This is a genomic window from Candidatus Competibacter phosphatis (genome assembly GCF_012939995.1).
Taxonomy (GTDB): Bacteria; Pseudomonadota; Gammaproteobacteria; order Competibacterales; family Competibacteraceae; genus Competibacter; species Competibacter phosphatis.
On the sequence record NZ_SPMZ01000016.1, the window covers coordinates 124191 to 141204 of the forward strand.

Below are 17014 nucleotides of genomic sequence, written 5' to 3' on the forward strand. Positions count from 1 at the left end.
CGCAATTCGTGGTCCACGCACCCTATCAGTGATAGAACAAGGGTATTTCTGGCTAGACAACCGATGGACCTTCACGCAAAATCGCGCCCTTTATGAGGACCCTGCCTGAATCATGGCAAAATTGCTGTTACTCAACGGACCGAATCTGAACCTGCTCGGTACCCGCGAACCGGGAATCTACGGCGCCGACACCTTGGCCGCCATCGAACGGCGCTGCGCGGCGCTGGCCATGGAACTGGGGCCGCACGACTTGGCCTGCTTTCAAAGCAACGCCGAACACGCCCTGATCGATCGCATCCATGCCGCCGGTCTGGAAGGCGTCGCCTTCATCGTCATCAATCCCGCCGCCTTCACCCACACCAGCGTGGCGCTGCGCGACGCCCTGCTCGGCGTCGGCATTCCGTTCATCGAGGTGCATCTGTCCAACGTGTTCGCCCGCGAGCCGTTCCGCCACCATTCCTATCTGTCCGACATTGCCGTCGGGGTCGTCAGCGGACTGGGACCACAGGGCTACGAACTGGCGCTGCGCGCCGCCGATCGCCACCTCGCCACCCCACGCCGGTAGTCACCGTCATGCCCACGGACATCCGCAAGATCAAGAAACTCATCGAGCTGCTCGAAACCTCGGGCATCGCCGAAATCGAAATCAAGGAAGGCGAGGATTCGGTACGAATCAGCCGCCACGCGCACGGCGCCGCGCCGCTGACCATGCCGCCGATCTGGGCCGCGCCCGGCTACGGTCCCTCGTTAGCCGGACCGATGTCCGCCGCGCCACCCGCCACGCCGCCCGCGCCCGCCGCCGAGGCGGAAACGCCGGGCCATGTGCTGCGCTCGCCGATGGTCGGCACCTTCTACCGCTCGGCCGCGCCCGGCTCCAAGCCGTTCGTCGAGATCGGCCAGCGCGTCAACGCCGGCGACCCGGTCTGCATCATCGAGGCGATGAAGATGTTCAATCAGATCGAGGCCGATCACGCCGGCGCCGTTACCCGCATCCTGGTCGAGAACGGTCAACCGGTCGAGTTCGACCAACCGCTGCTGGTCATCGAATAATCCCCGCCATGCTCGAAAAAGTCGTCATCGCCAATCGCGGGGAAATCGCCCTACGCATTCTGCGCGCCTGCCGGGAGCTGGGCATCCGCACCGTGGCCGCGCATTCCACCGTGGACCGCGACCTCAAGCATGTCCGCTTGGCCGACGAAACCGTTTGCATCGGTCCGTCGCCCGCCGCCGGAAGCTACCTGAACATGCCGGCGATCATCAGCGCCGCCGAGGTGACCGACGCGGTGGCGATCCATCCCGGTTATGGCTTCCTGTCCGAAAACGCCGATTTCGCCGAACGGGTCGAGCAGAGCGGGTTCATCTTCATCGGTCCCAAGCCGGAAACCATCCGCTTGATGGGCGACAAGGTGTCGGCCATCCGGGCGATGAAGGAAGCCGGCGTGCCCTGCGTGCCCGGTTCGGATGGCCCGCTGGGCGACGACCAGCCGGAGATCCTGCGAATCGCCCGCGACATCGGCTACCCCATCATCATCAAGGCGGCCGGCGGTGGCGGCGGTCGCGGCATGCGGGTGGTCCATAGCGAGGCCGCGCTACTCACTACCCTGGATCTGACTCGCAGCGAGGCGAATGCGGCGTTCGGCAATCCGACGGTGTACATGGAAAAGTATCTGGATCATCCCCGCCATATCGAGATCCAGGTGCTGGCCGATACCCACGGCCACGCCATTCATCTGGGCGAGCGCGACTGCTCCATGCAGCGCCGCCACCAGAAAGTCATCGAGGAAGCCCCCGCGCCCGGCATCACGCCGGCGCAGCGTCGCCGGATCGGGCAAGCCTGCGTGGACGCTTGCCAGCGTATCGGCTATCGCGGCGCCGGTACCTTCGAGTTTCTCTATCAGGATGGCGAGTTCTACTTCATCGAGATGAATACCCGCATCCAGGTCGAGCACCCGATCACCGAACTGATCACCGGAGTGGACATCGTCAAGGAACAGTTGCGTATCGCTGCCGGCGCGCCGCTGGGCTACCGTCAGGACGACATCCACGTTCGAGGACACGCCCTGGAATGCCGGCTCAACGCCGAGGACCCAGACACTTTTGCTCCATCGCCAGGTGCTATCACCCAGTATCATGCGCCGGGCGGGCCGGGCATCCGGGTGGATTCGCATATCTATAACGGTTACCGGGTGCCTCCCAACTACGATTCCATGATCGGCAAGCTGATTGCCCACGGCGAAACCCGCGAAGCCGCCATTGCCCGCATGCGTGGGGCACTGGCCGAATTGGTGGTGGACGGCATCAAAACCAATGCGCCCCTGCACCGGCGCATTCTCGGCGACGCCCGCTTCCTGGACGGCGGTACCGACATTCATTATCTGGAAAAACAGTTGCTTGGTACCCGCTGACGGCGAGCGATCCCAGCAGGTCGTTGGCGGTCCGGCGGCGGATGCGCTAGGCTGTTCAATTATCTCCGCCGACCGCGCAAGGACATCCATCCCATGAGCGACGCCGCGACCGCTCCCTGGCTGCAACTGACCCTGGAAGCTATCGATCACAGCCCCGAACAACTGGAAGACGCCCTGCTGCTGTCCGGCGCGCTGGCGGTCACGCTGGAGGACGCCGGCGATCAGCCGGTGCTGGAGCCGGCGCCCGGCGAAACCCCGCTGTGGGTCCATACCCGCGTCACCGGGTTGTTCGACGCCCAGACCGATATCGAAGTGATCAAGGGGCAGTTGCGGCGGTGCCTGCACGCGCCCATCCTGCCGGAATGCCGGCTGACCGAATTGGAAGAGCGCGATTGGGTACGGGCCTGGATGGAGAATTTCCACCCCATGCGCTTTGGCCAGCGGTTGTGGGTCTGTCCGACCGCGCGGACCCCACCCGATCCGGCCGGCGTCAACATCCGCCTGGACCCGGGGCTGGCCTTCGGCACCGGCACCCACCCGACCACGGCGCTGTGCCTGGAATGGCTGGACGGCGTGGATCTGAACGGTCGGACCGTGCTGGACTACGGTTGCGGGTCGGGGATTTTGGCGGTGGCCGCCGCCAAATTGGGCGCGCGTAAAGTCTGGGCGGTGGATATCGATCCACAAGCGCTGCTGGCCAGCGACGACAACGCCGATCGAAACGGCGTCGAGGATCGCATCGAACTGGCCATACCCGCCGAACTGCCGACGGAGCTGAACGTGGATATCGTGTTGGCCAACATTCTGGCCGGCGTGCTGGTGCGGTTGGCGCCGGAATTCGGCCGGCGGGTCCGACCCGGCGGTCGGCTGGTGCTGTCCGGCATTCTCGAACCGCACGCCGAGGCGGTACAAACCGCCTTCAGTGCCGACTTCAGCTTCGAGCCTTCCAGGCAGCGAGAAGACTGGATGTTGCTGGAAGGCGTGCGCCGACCGGATTGAACGATTTCCCCCCGTCGCGCCTCGTCTTTGCAGCGGAATAGCGGGATCGGCGCGGGCCAGCTCGAATCCACGGCACCGCGGGGCCGGAACAGGCGGAAACATCTCGCCTTAAAATCCGTGCAAATCATCATGGCACTTCATCCAACTGCCACATTCCGGTATCATAACCGCCCTTTTTACCCATACAGTTCCCATCCATGCATATCGGTCCCCATCTGGTTTCTCCGCCCGTCGTGCTGGCGCCGATGGCCGGCGTCAGCGATCGGCCGTTCCGGCAATTGTGCCGGCGGCTGGGCGCGGGGCTGACGGTTTCGGAGATGGTCAGCGCCGACCGACGACTGTGGGATAGCCGCAAGACCCGGCTGCGGTTGGATCACACCGGCGAACCCGACCCGCGCAGCGTGCAAATTCTCGGCACCGACCCGCGCGCCATGGCCGAGGCGGCGCGCTGCAACGTCGAGCGGGGTGCCCGCATCATCGACATCAACATGGGTTGTCCGGCCAAAAAGGTCTGCGGCGCGCAAGCCGGCGCGGCGCTGCTGCGCGACGAGACGCTGGTCGGGCGTATCCTGGAAGCGGTGGTCGGGGCGGTTGCCGTTCCGGTCACCCTGAAAATCCGCACCGGCTGGGACCTGACGCGCCGCAACGGAATCGCCGTCGCTCGCATCGCCGAACAGGCTGGCATCCAGGCACTGGCCGTGCATGGGCGCACCCGCGCCTGCGGCTACAGCGGGCCGGTGGACTACGCCGCCATCCGCGCCATCAAGCAAGCGGTGACCATTCCGGTGATCGCCAACGGCGACATCGACAGCCCGGAACGAGCCCGTCGCGTACTGGATTACACCGGCGCGGACGCAGTGATGATCGGTCGCGGTGCCCAGGGCCGGCCGTGGATCTTCCGTGAAATCGCTCACTTTCTGACGAGCGGCGAGCGGCTGGCGCCGCCGTCCCCGCTGCAAATCGGCCGCTGGGTTACGGCGCATCTGACCCAACTGTACGAGTTTTACGGCGAAACCGCCGGTGTTCGCATCGCCCGCAAACATTTGATCTGGTACAGCCAGCATTGGCCCGAGAGCGCGGGGTTCCGAGCGAGGGCGAACGCGGCTGAAAGCGGCCGCGCGCAACTGCTGCTGGTCCGCGATTTTTTCGAGCGCTTGGCCAATGAGGAGCCTCTGGCCGCATGATCACTGACATTGAACCCCCCGTCGAGCTGTTACCCGCCACCCCGCTGCGCGATCAGGTCTATGAGGCCTTGCGCATTTATTTTCACAATCTCGGCGACCAGCAACCCAGCAATCTGTACGATCTGGTGTTGCGGGAAGTGGAGCCGCCGCTGTTGGAGATCGTGATGCAGCGTACTCGCGGCAATCAAACCAAGGCGGCCGATCTGCTCGGCATCAACCGCGGCACTCTGCGCAAGAAGCTCCGGCGGTACGGTCTGGGTTGAGCTTTCGGCGGATGACGATGACATGAGCAGCCTAGCGATCTTCGATCTCGACAACACCCTGCTGGACGGCGACAGCGATTATCTATGGGGCCGGTTCCTGGTTGAACGGGGACTGGTCGACGATCAAACCTTCGAACGCGAGAACCAGCGTTTCTACGACGAGTATCGAGCCGGTACGCTGGACATCCAGGAGTTTCTGGCCTTCGGCTTGCGGCCGCTGGCGGAAAAGCCGCTGGCCGAGTTGCTGGCGTGGCGGGAACGGTTTTTGGTGGAAAAGATCGAACCAATTTTGTTGCCGAAGGCGGCGGATCTGCTGGAGCGGCACCGTGGGACCGGCGATACTCTGCTGATCATCACCGCCACCAATCGCTTCGTCACCGAACCCATCGCCGAACGGCTGGGCGTGCCGCATCTGCTGGCCACCGAAGTCGAGTTCGCCGACGGGCGCTACACCGGCCGGCCGAGCGGGATTCCCTGTTTCCAGCACGGCAAGGTCGAACGGCTGGAGGCTTGGCTGGCGGAAACCGGTCACGATGGCGCCGATAGTTGGTTTTACAGCGACTCGCACAACGATCTGCCGTTGCTTGGCCGGGTCGCCCATCCGGTGGCGGTGGACCCGGACGTCACCCTGGCCCAACACGCGCGCGAGCGCGGCTGGCCGATCATCAGTCTACGGGACTGAACTCAATCCATTCCATTTATCACCGTCGGTGCCATGCCCATGCCCAACTTATACAATATCAATGTCGCCGCCCTGGAAGTTCTGCCCACGCCGGAGGAGATCAAGCAGCGTTTGCCGCTGAGCGAAACGGCGGCGAATGCCGTATTCCAGGCGCGGGAAACGATCAAGCGCATCCTCGACCGCCAGGACCCTCGGCTATTTGCGGTGGTCGGCCCCTGCTCCATCCACGATGTCGTGGCGGCCCGCGACTACGCCCGGCGCTTGAAAGCCTTGGCCGATGAGGTTCAGGACACTTTGTTCCTGGTCATGCGGGTGTATTTCGAGAAACCGCGCACCACCGTCGGTTGGAAGGGACTGATCAACGATCCGCGCATGGACGACACCTTCCGTATCGACGAAGGCTTGCAGGTCGCTCGCGATTTGCTGCTGGAACTGGCCGAACTGGGCCTGCCGGCCGGTACCGAGGCGTTGGACCCGATCATTCCGCAGTACATCCACGACTTGATCGCCTGGACCGCGATCGGCGCCCGCACCACCGAATCGCAAACCCACCGTGAAATCGCCAGTGGCCTGTCCACTCCGGTCGGTTTCAAGAACGGCACCAACGGCAGTCTGGAAGTGGCGATCAATGCCTTGCAATCGGTGGCCAGTCCTCACAGTTTTCTCGGCATCAATCAATTCGGCCAATCGGCGGTGATCCGCACCTTGGGCAACCGCTACGGCCACATGGTGCTGCGCGGCGGCGACCGGCCGAATTATGATTCGGTGTCCATCGCCCTGTGCGAGAAAGCGCTGCGCGACAAGAAATTGCCGGTCAACATCGTGGTCGATTGCAGTCATGCCAACTCCTTCAAGGACCCAGCCATGCAACCGCTGGTGATGCGGGATTGCGTGCATCAGATCATGGAAGGCAATCGTTCCATCGTCGGGGTGATGATCGAAAGCAATCTGGGCGCGGGCAACCAGTCCATCCCCGCCGATCGGAGCCAGCTCAAATATGGTGTGTCGGTCACCGATGCCTGCGTGGATTGGGCGACCACGGAAACCATGCTGCGCGAGGCCCATGCCAAGCTGAAGGGCGTGCTGCCGGCCCGGCTCGCGACCTGAGATCTCCGGCGAAGGCGCGATCGCGCCCTCGTCATCCGGTTTTCACCCCCCAACCTCAAATTCCCAGCCTCTGTCCGGCTCGCGGCGCTTTCCTCTTGGCAAGCGCCGCGTTTGGAATTATGCTACCCACAAATAGAACCAATACAGTACTGATTAGACGAGTCTTGCGGAGCGTTCATGATTCGTATTACCCGGGAAGCCGATTACGGCATCGTGCTCATGACCTGTCTGGCCCGCGCCGATGGCCAGCCGTGCAGCGCCGCCGCCCTGGCGCGGCAACGCCGGTTGCCATTGCCCATGGTCAGCAAGATTCTCAAGGCCTTGGCACGGGCCGGTTTGCTGAACTCGCAGCGCGGCGCGCAGGGTGGTTATCACCTGGCGCGGCCCGCGGTGCATATTTCCGCGGCTGACATCATCGGTGCGCTGGAGGGTCCCCTCGCCATCACCGAATGTAGCACCGATATGCACGACGGTTGTTCGCGTCAGGATCATTGCGAGGTCAGTAGCCACTGGCCACGCATCAATCAAGCCATTTATACCGCGTTGCAGAGCATCAGCCTGGAGGAAATGAGTCATCCCGATTCGCCGCGACCGCTGCACTTCCATTCGTCGCAGCGGACCGCGATCGCCGGTATCGCCGGCCGACCCGTTTGAGTTGCCCGCATTTCTGGAAGAGGAATCCCCATCATGACCGATAGCACCCAAACCCTCGAACGACTCGCCACCAGTGATTACAAGTACGGTTTCGTCACCGACATCGAACAGGACACCGTGCCGCCGGGCTTGAACGAGGATGTCATCCGGCTGATTTCGGCTAAAAAGCAGGAACCGGATTGGCTGCTGGAGTGGCGGCTACAGGCTTATCGTCATTGGCTGACCCAGAAACAGCCCGAGTGGGCGCGGGTTGATTATCCGCCCATCGACTATCAGGCGCTTTCCTACTATGCCGCGCCCAAGCAGAAAGGCGACGGCCCTAAAAGTCTGGATGAAGTTGATCCGGAGTTGCTTCGTACCTACGAAAAGCTTGGTATTCCGCTGGCGGAACAAGCCGTTCTGGCCGGCGTGGCGGTGGACGCGGTGTTCGATTCGGTATCGGTGGCGACCAGCTACAAGGGCAAGCTGGCCGAACTGGGCATCGTGTTCTGCTCGTTCTCCGAGGCGGTGCGCGAGCATCCCGAGCTGGTGCGCAAGTATCTGGGTACGGTGGTGCCATATCGGGACAACTACTACGCGACGCTGAATTCGGCGGTGTTTTCCGACGGTTCCTTCGTCTACATCCCGCCGGGCGTGCGCTGCCCGATGGAACTGTCCACCTACTTCCGCATCAACGCCAGCAACACCGGCCAGTTCGAACGGACGCTGATCATTGCCGACGAGGGGGCTTACGTCTCCTACCTGGAAGGCTGTACCGCACCGCAACGCGACGAAAACCAGTTGCACGCGGCGGTGGTGGAACTGGTGACGCTGGACAACGCCACCATCAAATACTCCACGGTGCAGAACTGGTATCCGGGCGATGCCGAGGGCAAGGGCGGTATCTACAACTTCGTGACCAAGCGCGGCTTGTGCAAGGGCCGTGATTCCAAGATTTCCTGGACCCAGGTCGAGACCGGTTCGGCCATCACTTGGAAGTATCCAAGCTGTGTGCTGCGCGGCGAAAATTCGGTGGGCGAGTTCTACTCGGTGGCCCTGACCCGCGACTGGCAGCAGGCCGACACCGGCACCAAGATGATCCACATCGGCAAGAACACCCGCAGCACCATCGTCTCCAAGGGCATTTCCGCCGGCCACGGCCAGAACGCCTACCGAGGATTGGTGAAAGTGCTGCCGACCGCCGAGAACGCCCGCAATTACTCGCAGTGCGATTCCTTGCTGATGGGTGATCAATGTGGCGCGCACACCTTCCCCTACATCGAAGTACAGAACCCGAGTGCCCAAGTGGAACATGAGGCCAGCACCTCGAAGATCAGCGAGGATCAGATTTTTTTACTGCAAACAGCGCGGGATCAGCGCCGAAGATGCGGTTAGTCTGATCGTCAACGGTTTCTGCAAGGAAGTGTTCAAGGAACTGCCGATGGAATTCGCCGTCGAGGCGCAGAAACTGATCGAGCTGAAGCTGGAAGGCAGCGTGGGTTAATGAAAAAGCGGGATATCCGTCTGAGTGCGGTGGACGCAAAATGCATAAGGCGTACCCTACAACCGCGACTTTTCAGTTTAACTATTTAATCTGAAAGGAATGATGATCTTATGCAATGGCAAGAGGTCTGCGAACATCCCAGCTTGCGGAATTTGCCCTTTAAGATTGAGCTAAACGAAAAGGGACAGATTTTAATGTCTCCTGTAAAAGTCTATCACTCCGCTTTTCAGGGGAAAATCTCTCGGTTATTACCGAAACATGGGATCGTTCTAGCCGAGTGCGCCATCAAGACTTCAAGAGGAACCAAGGTTGCCGATATTGCCTGGTGCTCAGAGGAGAGATTCGCAAGGATCGAACGAGAAGCGGAGTGCTCCATTGCCCCGGAAGTTTGTATAGAAGTGGTTTCCTCCAGTAACACGAGTAGTGAAATGGAAGAAAAGAGAGCACTGTATATTTCGGCGGGTGCCATCGAATTCTGGGTTTGCAATGAAAACGGAAACATGGCTTTTTTTGATGAAAATGGGCAGTTAAAAGCATCAGTTTTGATCCCTGAGTTTCCTCACAAGGTAAAAATCATTACCTGACGTAAACATCACAGGCTATTGGCTACAGGAGAACACGCACCATGCTGGAAATTCGCAACCTGCACGCCACCGTCGACGGCCGGGAGATTCTCAAAGGCATCGACCTTGTCATTCACCCCGGTGAGACCCATGCCATCATGGGGCCGAACGGCTCCGGTAAGAGCACCTTGGCCAACGTGATCGCTGGCCGCGAAGGCTATGAAGTCACCGAGGGCGAGGTCCTGTTCGATGGCAAGAATTTGCTGGAAATGGCTCCGGAGGTCCGCGCCTGCGAGGGCCTGTTCCTGGCCTTCCAATACCCGGTGGAAATCCCCGGCGTCGCCAACCTGTACTTTCTGAAAGCCGCCGTCAACGCGGTGCGCAAGTATCGCGGCGAACCGTCGGTGGACGCGATGGATTTCTGGGATCTGGTGCAGGAGCGCATGGAGCTGGTGAAGATGGATGAATCCATGCTCAAGCGCTCGGTCAACGAAGGTTTCTCCGGCGGCGAGAAGAAGCGCAACGAAGTATTCCAGATGGCCGTTCTGCAACCCCGTTTCGCGGTGATGGACGAAACCGATTCCGGCTTGGACATCGACGCCCTGAGAGTCGTCGCCGACGGCGTCAACGCCCTGCGCGGCCCGGAGCGCGGTTTCCTGGTCATCACCCACTATCAGCGCCTGTTGGACTATATCGTACCGGATCATGTGCATGTGCTGTTCAATGGCCGCATCGTGCGTTCCGGCGGCAAGGAATTGGCGCTGGAATTGGAGGAACAGGGTTACGCGCTGTACAACGAAGAACCCGGCCGTGCGCGCCGGGCCGCGGCGTGAGGTCGGCCATGAGTAGCGTCGCCCCTGTCGTTCAGAATCCGTTCCGCCAGCAGTTCGCCGCGTTTGCGGCGGGTCGCCGCGAGCCGGACGCCATCGCCCGCTTGCGCCGCGAGGGGCTCGACCGGTTCGCCAGCCTGGGCTGGCCGACCCGCCAGCAGGAAGCGTGGCGCCTCGCCGATCTGGGCGCGCTCGCCCAGATCGACTTGCAGCGGCCCGCCGACGCGCTGGTCGATGCCGGAGTCTTGCCGACGCTCGACCTGCCGGTGCACCGACTGACCTTCGTCAACGGTCGTTTCGCGCCGGGTTTGTCGCGGTTGCGGGAATTGCCCGGCCAAGCCTTGATCGCCAGCCTCGGCCAGGCCCTGCTGACCCATCCCGAACGGATCGAGCCGCATTTGGAACGGCTGCCGGGCCTGAGCCAACACCCGTTCGCCGCGCTCAACACCGCGTTCTGGGAAGACGGCGCGTTCGTGTATCTGCCACGGACAACCGTGGCGGAAACGCCGCTGCATTTGATCTTCCATGCCACCGGCGACGACATCGCCGTTTATCCGCGTCTGCTGCTGGTGCTGGAAGACGGCGCCCAGGCGACGGTGGTGGTCGAGTATCGCGGCAAGGGCCGCTATCTGAATGCGCCGGTCGCCGAATTGCAACTGGGCGCGGGTGCGGTGCTGCACTACCACCAGGTCCAGGAAGAAGCGTCGCAAGCGTTTCATCTCGGCGGTGTCCGGGTCCGCCAGGGTCGCGACAGTCAGGCAAATCTGCATCTGGTGTCGTTCGGCGGCCAACTGGCGCGCACCGACCTGGATACGTTGTTGGACGGCGAGGGCGCCAGTTGCGTTCTCAACGGCCTGATTCTGGCGCACGACCGGCAAATGGGCGATTACCATGTCCGGGTCGAGCACGCTCAGCCGCATGGCAGCAGCGAACAACTGTTCAAGAGCGTGCTGGACGGTCAGGCGCGTTCGGTGTTCGACGGCATGATCCACGTCCGCCCGCACGCCCAGAAGACCGATGCCCGCCAGAGCAATCGCAACCTGTTGCTGTCCAAGCAGGCTCGGGCCAATGCCAACCCGCGCTTGGAAATTCTGGCTGACGATGTCAAATGCGGCCATGGTTCCACCACCGGCTTTCTGAATCCCGATGCCTTGTTCTACCTGCGCGCTCGCGGCATTCCCGCCGAGCAGGCACGGACCCTGCTGGTGCATGCTTTCGCCAACGACAGCCTCAACCGGATTCAGCTAACGCCCCTGCGCGAACGATTGGCCAGTTCCCTGGCCGACTGTCTGGCGTTGGGCAACATCGAGGAACAGTGACATGAATGCCCCGCTCGCGCTTTCCGCCGCCCCGGTTGCCGCGTCGGAGCTGGATCTTGCCCGCATCCGCGCCGATTTTCCCATTTTGCGCCAACGGGTCCACGGCAAGCCGCTGGTCTATTTGGACAACGCCGCTTCGGTGCAGAAACCCAAGGCGGTGATCGACGCCATCGGCGAGTGTTACGGCGGCTATTACGCCAACATCCATCGCGGTGTCCATCTGCTGTCGGAACGCTCCACCAGCGCCTACGAAGGCGCACGGGAAAAGGTGCGGGCTTTTCTGAACGCCGCCAGCGTCCAAGAGATCATCTTCACCCGCAACGCCACCGAAAGCATCAACCTGGTGGCCAGCAGTTTCGGCAGCCAGCGGATCGGGGCCGGCGACGAAATCGTCATCACCGGCATGGAGCACCACTCCAATATCGTGCCCTGGCAACTGCTGTGCGAACGCAGCGGCGCGACCTTGAAAGTCGTGCCGTTCACCGATGCCGGCGAGTTGATTCTGGAAGAGTATGAACGGCTGCTGGACAGTGGGCGGGTCAAGCTGGTGGCATTCGTGCACCTGTCCAATGCCCTCGGCACCATCAATCCGGTCAAGACCCTGATCGAATTGGCGCATGCCCGCGGCATCCCGGTGCTGGTGGACGGCGCGCAATCGGTTCCGCATCTGGCGGTGGACGTGCGGGAACTGGATTGCGAGTTCTATGCCTTTTCCAGCCATAAGATCTACGGGCCGAGCGGGGTCGGGGTGCTTTACGGCAAGAAGGCACTGCTGGAGGCGATGCCGCCGTATCAGGGTGGCGGCGACATGATCCAGATGGTGACTTTCGAAAAAACCGAATACGCCGATCTGCCCAACAAGTTCGAGGCCGGCACTCCCAACATCGCCGGGGTGATCGGGCTGGGCGCGGCGCTGGATTGGCTGAACGCCATTGGCCTGGACGCGGTCGCCGCGCACGAGCACGACCTGCTGGAATACGCCACGCCTCGTTTGAACGAGATTCCCGGCCTGAAGATCATGGGCACGGCCCGCGACAAGGCGGCGTTGGCGGCGTTCACCATGCAGGGGATTCATCCTCACGATATCGGCACCATCCTCGACCGCGAGGGGGTCGCCATCCGCGCCGGCCATCACTGCGCCCAGCCGGTCATGCAGCGCTACGGCGTGCCCGCCACCGCGCGGGCGTCGTTCGCTGTCTACAACACCCGCGACGAGGTGGATGCCCTGGTCGCGGCCCTTTGGAAAGTCAAGGAGTTGTTCGAGTAATGAGCGACTTACGCGATCTCTACCAGGAAGTGATCCTGGATCACAACAAGCGGCCTCGCAATTTTCGGGTTCTGCCGCAACCGACCCATAAGGCCGACGGCGTCAACCCCTTGTGCGGCGATCGGATCAGCGTCTTTCTGGATATCGAGGATGGGGTGATCAAGGACATCGCCTTTCAAGGTGCCGGCTGCGCCATTTCCAGCGCCTCGGCCTCGTTGATGACCGAAGCGCTCAAGGGCAAGCCGGTCAAGGACATCGAACATCTGTTCGAAGCCTTCCACAATGTGGTGACCACCGACTGCGAATGTCCGCGCGGGTTGGGCAAGCTCGGCGTGCTGGCCGGGGTGCGCGACTATCCGAGCCGGGTCAAGTGCGCCACCCTCGCTTGGCATGCCGTGCGCGCCGCCCTGGAACAACGCAAGGAAGCGGTGGCGACCGAGTAATCCTTTCCCCTTTCAGGAGGCGTGAACATGAGCGCAATTCCCACATCCCCGGATCTGCCGGACGCTGGCGAGCTGGAAGCCCGGATCATCGAGGCGCTGAAGACCGTTTACGATCCCGAGATTCCGGTCAACGTCTACGACCTGGGTTTGATCTACGATCTGAACGTCGATCCGCTGGGCAATCACGCCGACATTCAGATGACGCTGACCGCTCCGGGGTGTCCGGTCGCCGGCTCGATGCCGGAATGGGTGGAAAACGCCGCCCGCCATGCTTCCGGGCTGGAGTCGGTCAAGGTCGAACTGGTCTGGGAGCCGCCGTGGACGCCGGCGCGGATGTCCATGCGCGCCAAGCTGGAACTGAACATGGTGTGATGGGGAACGATGCTTCGAACCCCATGCCCACGCGGCGCGGACCGCCCGCCCATCCATGGATGGGCGTTCTCTACCGCCTGACGACCAGATAGACGCCCCCCACCGCCAACACCATGCCGACCAGGGAGAGTGGGGGGAGCGTTTCGCCGAACGCGAACCAGGCGATCAGCGCGGTACTCAGAGGTGTCAGATAAAACAGGCTGGCGACATTCACGGCGCTGCCGCTGTGAATGAGCAGGTTCAACAAACTGATTGCGCCAATGGACAGTACCAGCACCAACCAGCCGAGCGCGAATACGAACTGGCCGGTCCAAGTGATCTGGAATTCCGTGAACAGGGCGATGGCGACGGCGGTGACGATGGCGCTTGAGCCGAATTGAATGACCGAGCCGGTGCGTAGATCGAAGCCGGTGCAAAATCGCTTCTGATACAGCGTCCCGGCGGTAATCCCCAGTAACGCCACCAAAGCCGGGATGAGCATCGGCCCGAGTTCGGCGCCGACGCCGAGCTTGCCGGAAACCACCAGCGCCAGCCCGATGAACCCCAGCGTCAGCCCGGCCCACTGCCGCGCGTTGACGCGTTCTCCAAGCAGCCAACCGGCGCTGGCGGCGGTCAGCAGCGGCTGCATGCCGACCACCAACGCGCTGATACCCGCCGGCAAACCGTGCTTGATCGATAGAAATACGCCCCCCAGATAAATGGCGTGAATCAACAATCCGGATATGCCGATATGCCACCATTGGCTGGGCTGTTGCGGCCACGGCGCGCGGCTCAGCACGGCAATCGTGGTCATCAGGACGATGACGCAAAGATAGCGGATCAGTAGAAAGGACAATGGCTCGGAGAACGGCAAGCCGAACCGGGCGCCGATAAAGCCGGTGCTCCACAAAAAGACGAATAGAAACGGATAGATGCGTTTCATGAAAGATTTTGGTTTCGCGGGTGGCGGGTCGTTGGAAGGCGCCGGAGTCGATGCGGCTTGCGCCGTGGCGACTTTAGCCATTATCCGAAAAGGGCGTTTCTGCTACTATGCGCCACATTTCAGTGCGGTCACGAAGGATGTCCAAAATGCCACGCCCATACAACTTTAGCGCAGGTCCCGCCATGCTGCCCGAGGCGGTTCTGGAACAGGCCAAGGCCGAAATGCTCGACTGGCGCGGTTCCGGCATGTCGGTGATGGAAATGAGCCATCGCGGCAAGGAGTTCGTCTCCATCGCCGAACAGGCCGAGGCCGATCTGCGCGAGCTGTTGAACATTCCCGCCGGCTACAAGGTGCTGTTCCTGCAAGGCGGCGCGTCCAGCCAGTTCGCCATGGTGCCGATGAACCTGCTGCGCGGCAAGACCAAGGCCGACTATCTGAACACCGGGCAGTGGTCGAAGAAGGCGATTTCCGAAGCCAAGAAATTCTGTCAGGTCAACGTGGTCGGCAGTTCGGAGGCGGTTAACTTCACCACCGTTCCGGCCCGCGCCGACTGGAAGTGCGACCCGGAAGCCGCTTACCTGCACTACACGCCGAACGAGACCATTGGCGGCGTCGAGATGCACCAGGTTCCCGAGGTCGGCGTACCGCTGGCGGCGGACTTTTCCTCCACCCTGCTGTCGCGGCCGCTGGACGTGAGCCAATTCGGCGTCATCTACGCAGGCGCGCAGAAGAACATCGGCCCCGCCGGCCTGACCATCGTCATCGTCCGCGAGGATTTGATGGGCCAGACCGTGGCCGGCACGCCGACCATGCTCGACTACGCCGCGATGGCTAAGGAAGGGTCGATGTACAACACTCCGCCGACCTATGCCTGGTACATCGCCGGGCTGGTGTTCCAGTGGCTGAAGGCGCAAGGCGGGCTGAAGGCCATGGGCGAGCGCAATAAGGCCAAGGCCGAGTTGCTGTACAAGGCCATCGACGAATCGGGTTTCTACAGGAACCCGGTCGATCCGGCCTACCGGTCCTGGATGAACGTGCCGTTCATCCTGCCCGACGCAGCGCTGGACAAACCATTTCTGGCCGAAGCCAAGAGCGCCGGTCTAGTGACCCTGGCTGGCCATCGTTCGGTCGGCGGAATGCGCGCCAGCATTTACAACGCCGTGCCGCTGGAAGGCGTCAAGGCGCTGGTGGACTTCATGGCCGATTTCCAGAAACGGCGCGGCTAGACGACTTTCTTTGCGAACCCGCCCCGGACGCTCGCGTCCGGGGTGTTCTTTTTTCAGGCGAATGGTTACCCGTCCATGTACAAAATCCTGACCCTCAACAACATCAGCGTTTCCGGCCTGGAACGCCTCCCGCGCGACCGTTACGAGATCGCCTCGGAAATCCAAAATCCCGACGCCGTGCTGCTGCGTTCCTTCAAGATGCACGACTGGACCATTCCCGCCAGCCTCAAGGCGGTGGGCCGGGCCGGCGCCGGTGTCAACAACATCCCCGTGCCCCAGATGACCGCCAAGGGCATTTGCGTGTTCAATGCGCCCGGTGCCAACGCCAATGCCGTCAAGGAACTGGTCATCGCCGGTATGTTGCTGTCGGCGCGCAACATCTGCACCGCCTGGGACTATACCCGCAAGCTGCAAGGCAACGACGCCGAACTGTCCAAGCAGGTCGAATCCGGCAAGAAGCAGTTCGTCGGCACCGAACTGCCCAACCGTACCCTGGGCGTGATCGGTTTGGGCGCCATCGGCGTCAGGGTCGCCAACGCCGCCCGCGCGCTGGGGATGCGGGTAATCGGTTACGACCCACATATCACCGTTAGCAACGCCTGGCAGCTCTCCGCGCAGGTCGAGCAGGTGCTGAGCGTCAATGAAATGGCCGCGCAGGCCGATTTCGTCACCCTGCACGTCCCGCTGAACGATGCCACCCGCCACCTGATCAACGCCCAGTTCCTGAAAAACATCCGGCCGGGATTGACCGTGCTGAACTTCTCGCGCGAGGGGGTGGTGGACGAAGAAGCGTTGTTCGAGGCGCTGCAAGCCGGCAAGCTCAAGACCTATGTCTGCGATTTCCCCACCAGCCGACTGAAGGATCATCCACGCGTCATCATGTTGCCCCATCTGGGCGCTTCCACGGCGGAGGCCGAGGAGAACTGCGCCATCATGGTGGCTGATCAGGTGCGCGACTATCTGGAAAACGGCACGATTCACAACTCGGTGAATTTCCCGGAAGTCACCATGCCGCGCAACGGCGGCCCACGCCTGGCGATCGTCAATGCCAACGTCCCGCACATGATCGAGCGCATTTCCAAGGCGATTTCCGGAGCGGGCATCAACATCATGGACATGCTCAACAAGTCGCGCGGCGAAATCGCCTGCACCCTGGTGGATACCGACAGCACGGTGTCGGCCGAGGTGATGGCGCAGATCGCCGGTGTTCAGGGCGTGTTGAGCGTGCGGGTCTTGTAGAAAGGATTCGGCGGATTCAGGGTTCGGGGGACAGGGTTTCCAGCCGGTTCCCCGAA

General features: G+C 62.1%; 17 protein-coding genes and 2 pseudogenes. 18 read left to right on the forward strand and 1 reads right to left on the reverse strand.

What is annotated here, in order from left to right; genetic code table 11:
* The first annotated feature begins 112 nt into the window (after positions 1–112).
* From aroQ to E4P82_RS06110, 16 genes and pseudogenes are all read left to right on the forward strand, one after another.
* Complete coding sequence (aroQ, locus tag E4P82_RS06035; protein ID WP_169248051.1) at positions 113–565, forward strand: type II 3-dehydroquinate dehydratase; 453 nt, start codon at positions 113–115, stop codon at positions 563–565.
* Between the two features lie 8 nt (positions 566–573).
* Positions 574–1050, forward strand: coding sequence for an acetyl-CoA carboxylase biotin carboxyl carrier protein (gene accB, locus E4P82_RS06040; protein ID WP_169248052.1), 477 nt, complete (start codon positions 574–576; stop codon positions 1048–1050).
* 8 nt (positions 1051–1058) lie between these two features.
* A complete protein-coding gene (accC, locus tag E4P82_RS06045; RefSeq protein ID WP_169248053.1) occupies positions 1059–2405 on the forward strand; it encodes an acetyl-CoA carboxylase biotin carboxylase subunit in 1347 nt (448 codons plus the stop codon).
* A 93-nt stretch (positions 2406–2498) separates the two neighbouring features.
* Positions 2499–3404 (forward strand): 50S ribosomal protein L11 methyltransferase, encoded by a 906-nt coding sequence (prmA, locus tag E4P82_RS06050; protein ID WP_169248054.1) that lies wholly within the window; start codon positions 2499–2501, stop codon positions 3402–3404.
* Between the two features lie 197 nt (positions 3405–3601).
* Entirely contained in the window at positions 3602–4588 is a 987-nt protein-coding gene (dusB, locus tag E4P82_RS06055) for a tRNA dihydrouridine synthase DusB (RefSeq protein WP_169248055.1), read from the forward strand.
* 41 nt (positions 4589–4629) lie between these two features.
* A pseudogene (gene fis / locus E4P82_RS06060) lies at positions 4630–4851 on the forward strand (DNA-binding transcriptional regulator Fis); the annotation flags it as partial.
* A gap of 22 nt (positions 4852–4873) precedes the next feature.
* Positions 4874–5533: a histidinol-phosphatase gene (locus E4P82_RS06065; protein ID WP_169248057.1), complete on the forward strand. Its 660-nt coding sequence runs from the start codon at positions 4874–4876 to the stop codon at positions 5531–5533.
* Between the two features lie 33 nt (positions 5534–5566).
* Complete coding sequence (locus tag E4P82_RS06070) at positions 5567–6640, forward strand: 3-deoxy-7-phosphoheptulonate synthase (RefSeq protein WP_169248058.1); 1074 nt, start codon at positions 5567–5569, stop codon at positions 6638–6640.
* 177 nt (positions 6641–6817) lie between these two features.
* Positions 6818–7294, forward strand: coding sequence for an SUF system Fe-S cluster assembly regulator (locus tag E4P82_RS06075; RefSeq protein WP_169248059.1), 477 nt, complete (start codon positions 6818–6820; stop codon positions 7292–7294).
* A 33-nt stretch (positions 7295–7327) separates the two neighbouring features.
* Positions 7328–8777 (forward strand): annotated as a pseudogene (gene sufB / locus E4P82_RS06080) (Fe-S cluster assembly protein SufB).
* 110 nt (positions 8778–8887) lie between these two features.
* Positions 8888–9361 carry a Uma2 family endonuclease gene (locus E4P82_RS06085; RefSeq protein ID WP_169248060.1) on the forward strand — a complete coding sequence of 158 codons (474 nt, stop codon included), beginning with the start codon at positions 8888–8890 and terminating at the stop codon, positions 9359–9361.
* Positions 9362–9402: 41 nt separating this feature from the next.
* The gene (gene sufC, locus E4P82_RS06090; RefSeq protein ID WP_169248061.1) at positions 9403–10173 is read left to right on the forward strand and encodes a Fe-S cluster assembly ATPase SufC; all 771 of its coding nucleotides are present in this window, start codon (positions 9403–9405) and stop codon (positions 10171–10173) included.
* A gap of 8 nt (positions 10174–10181) precedes the next feature.
* Positions 10182–11489: a Fe-S cluster assembly protein SufD gene (gene sufD / locus E4P82_RS06095; RefSeq protein ID WP_169248062.1), complete on the forward strand. Its 1308-nt coding sequence runs from the start codon at positions 10182–10184 to the stop codon at positions 11487–11489.
* A gap of 1 nt (position 11490) precedes the next feature.
* Positions 11491–12756, forward strand: coding sequence for a SufS family cysteine desulfurase (locus tag E4P82_RS06100; RefSeq protein ID WP_169248063.1), 1266 nt, complete (start codon positions 11491–11493; stop codon positions 12754–12756).
* Entirely contained in the window at positions 12756–13199 is a 444-nt protein-coding gene (sufU, locus tag E4P82_RS06105; protein ID WP_169248064.1) for a Fe-S cluster assembly sulfur transfer protein SufU, read from the forward strand. Before E4P82_RS06100 ends, sufU begins: the two co-directional genes overlap by 1 nt.
* Positions 13200–13226: 27 nt before the next feature.
* The gene (locus E4P82_RS06110; RefSeq protein ID WP_169248065.1) at positions 13227–13571 is read left to right on the forward strand and encodes an SUF system Fe-S cluster assembly protein; all 345 of its coding nucleotides are present in this window, start codon (positions 13227–13229) and stop codon (positions 13569–13571) included.
* 70 nt (positions 13572–13641) lie between these two features.
* On the opposite strand, the gene E4P82_RS06115 is transcribed toward E4P82_RS06110, so the two are convergent.
* On the reverse strand, positions 13642–14493 hold the full coding sequence (locus E4P82_RS06115; RefSeq protein WP_169248066.1) for a DMT family transporter: 852 nt from the start codon (positions 14491–14493) through the stop codon (positions 13642–13644).
* Between the two features lie 146 nt (positions 14494–14639).
* Between E4P82_RS06115 and serC the strand changes: the two genes are divergently transcribed.
* Positions 14640–15719 (forward strand): 3-phosphoserine/phosphohydroxythreonine transaminase, encoded by a 1080-nt coding sequence (gene serC, locus E4P82_RS06120; RefSeq protein ID WP_169248067.1) that lies wholly within the window; start codon positions 14640–14642, stop codon positions 15717–15719.
* Between the two features lie 75 nt (positions 15720–15794).
* Positions 15795–16958 (forward strand): 3-phosphoglycerate dehydrogenase family protein, encoded by a 1164-nt coding sequence (locus tag E4P82_RS06125; RefSeq protein WP_169248068.1) that lies wholly within the window; start codon positions 15795–15797, stop codon positions 16956–16958.
* The last annotated feature ends 56 nt before the right edge of the window (positions 16959–17014 follow it).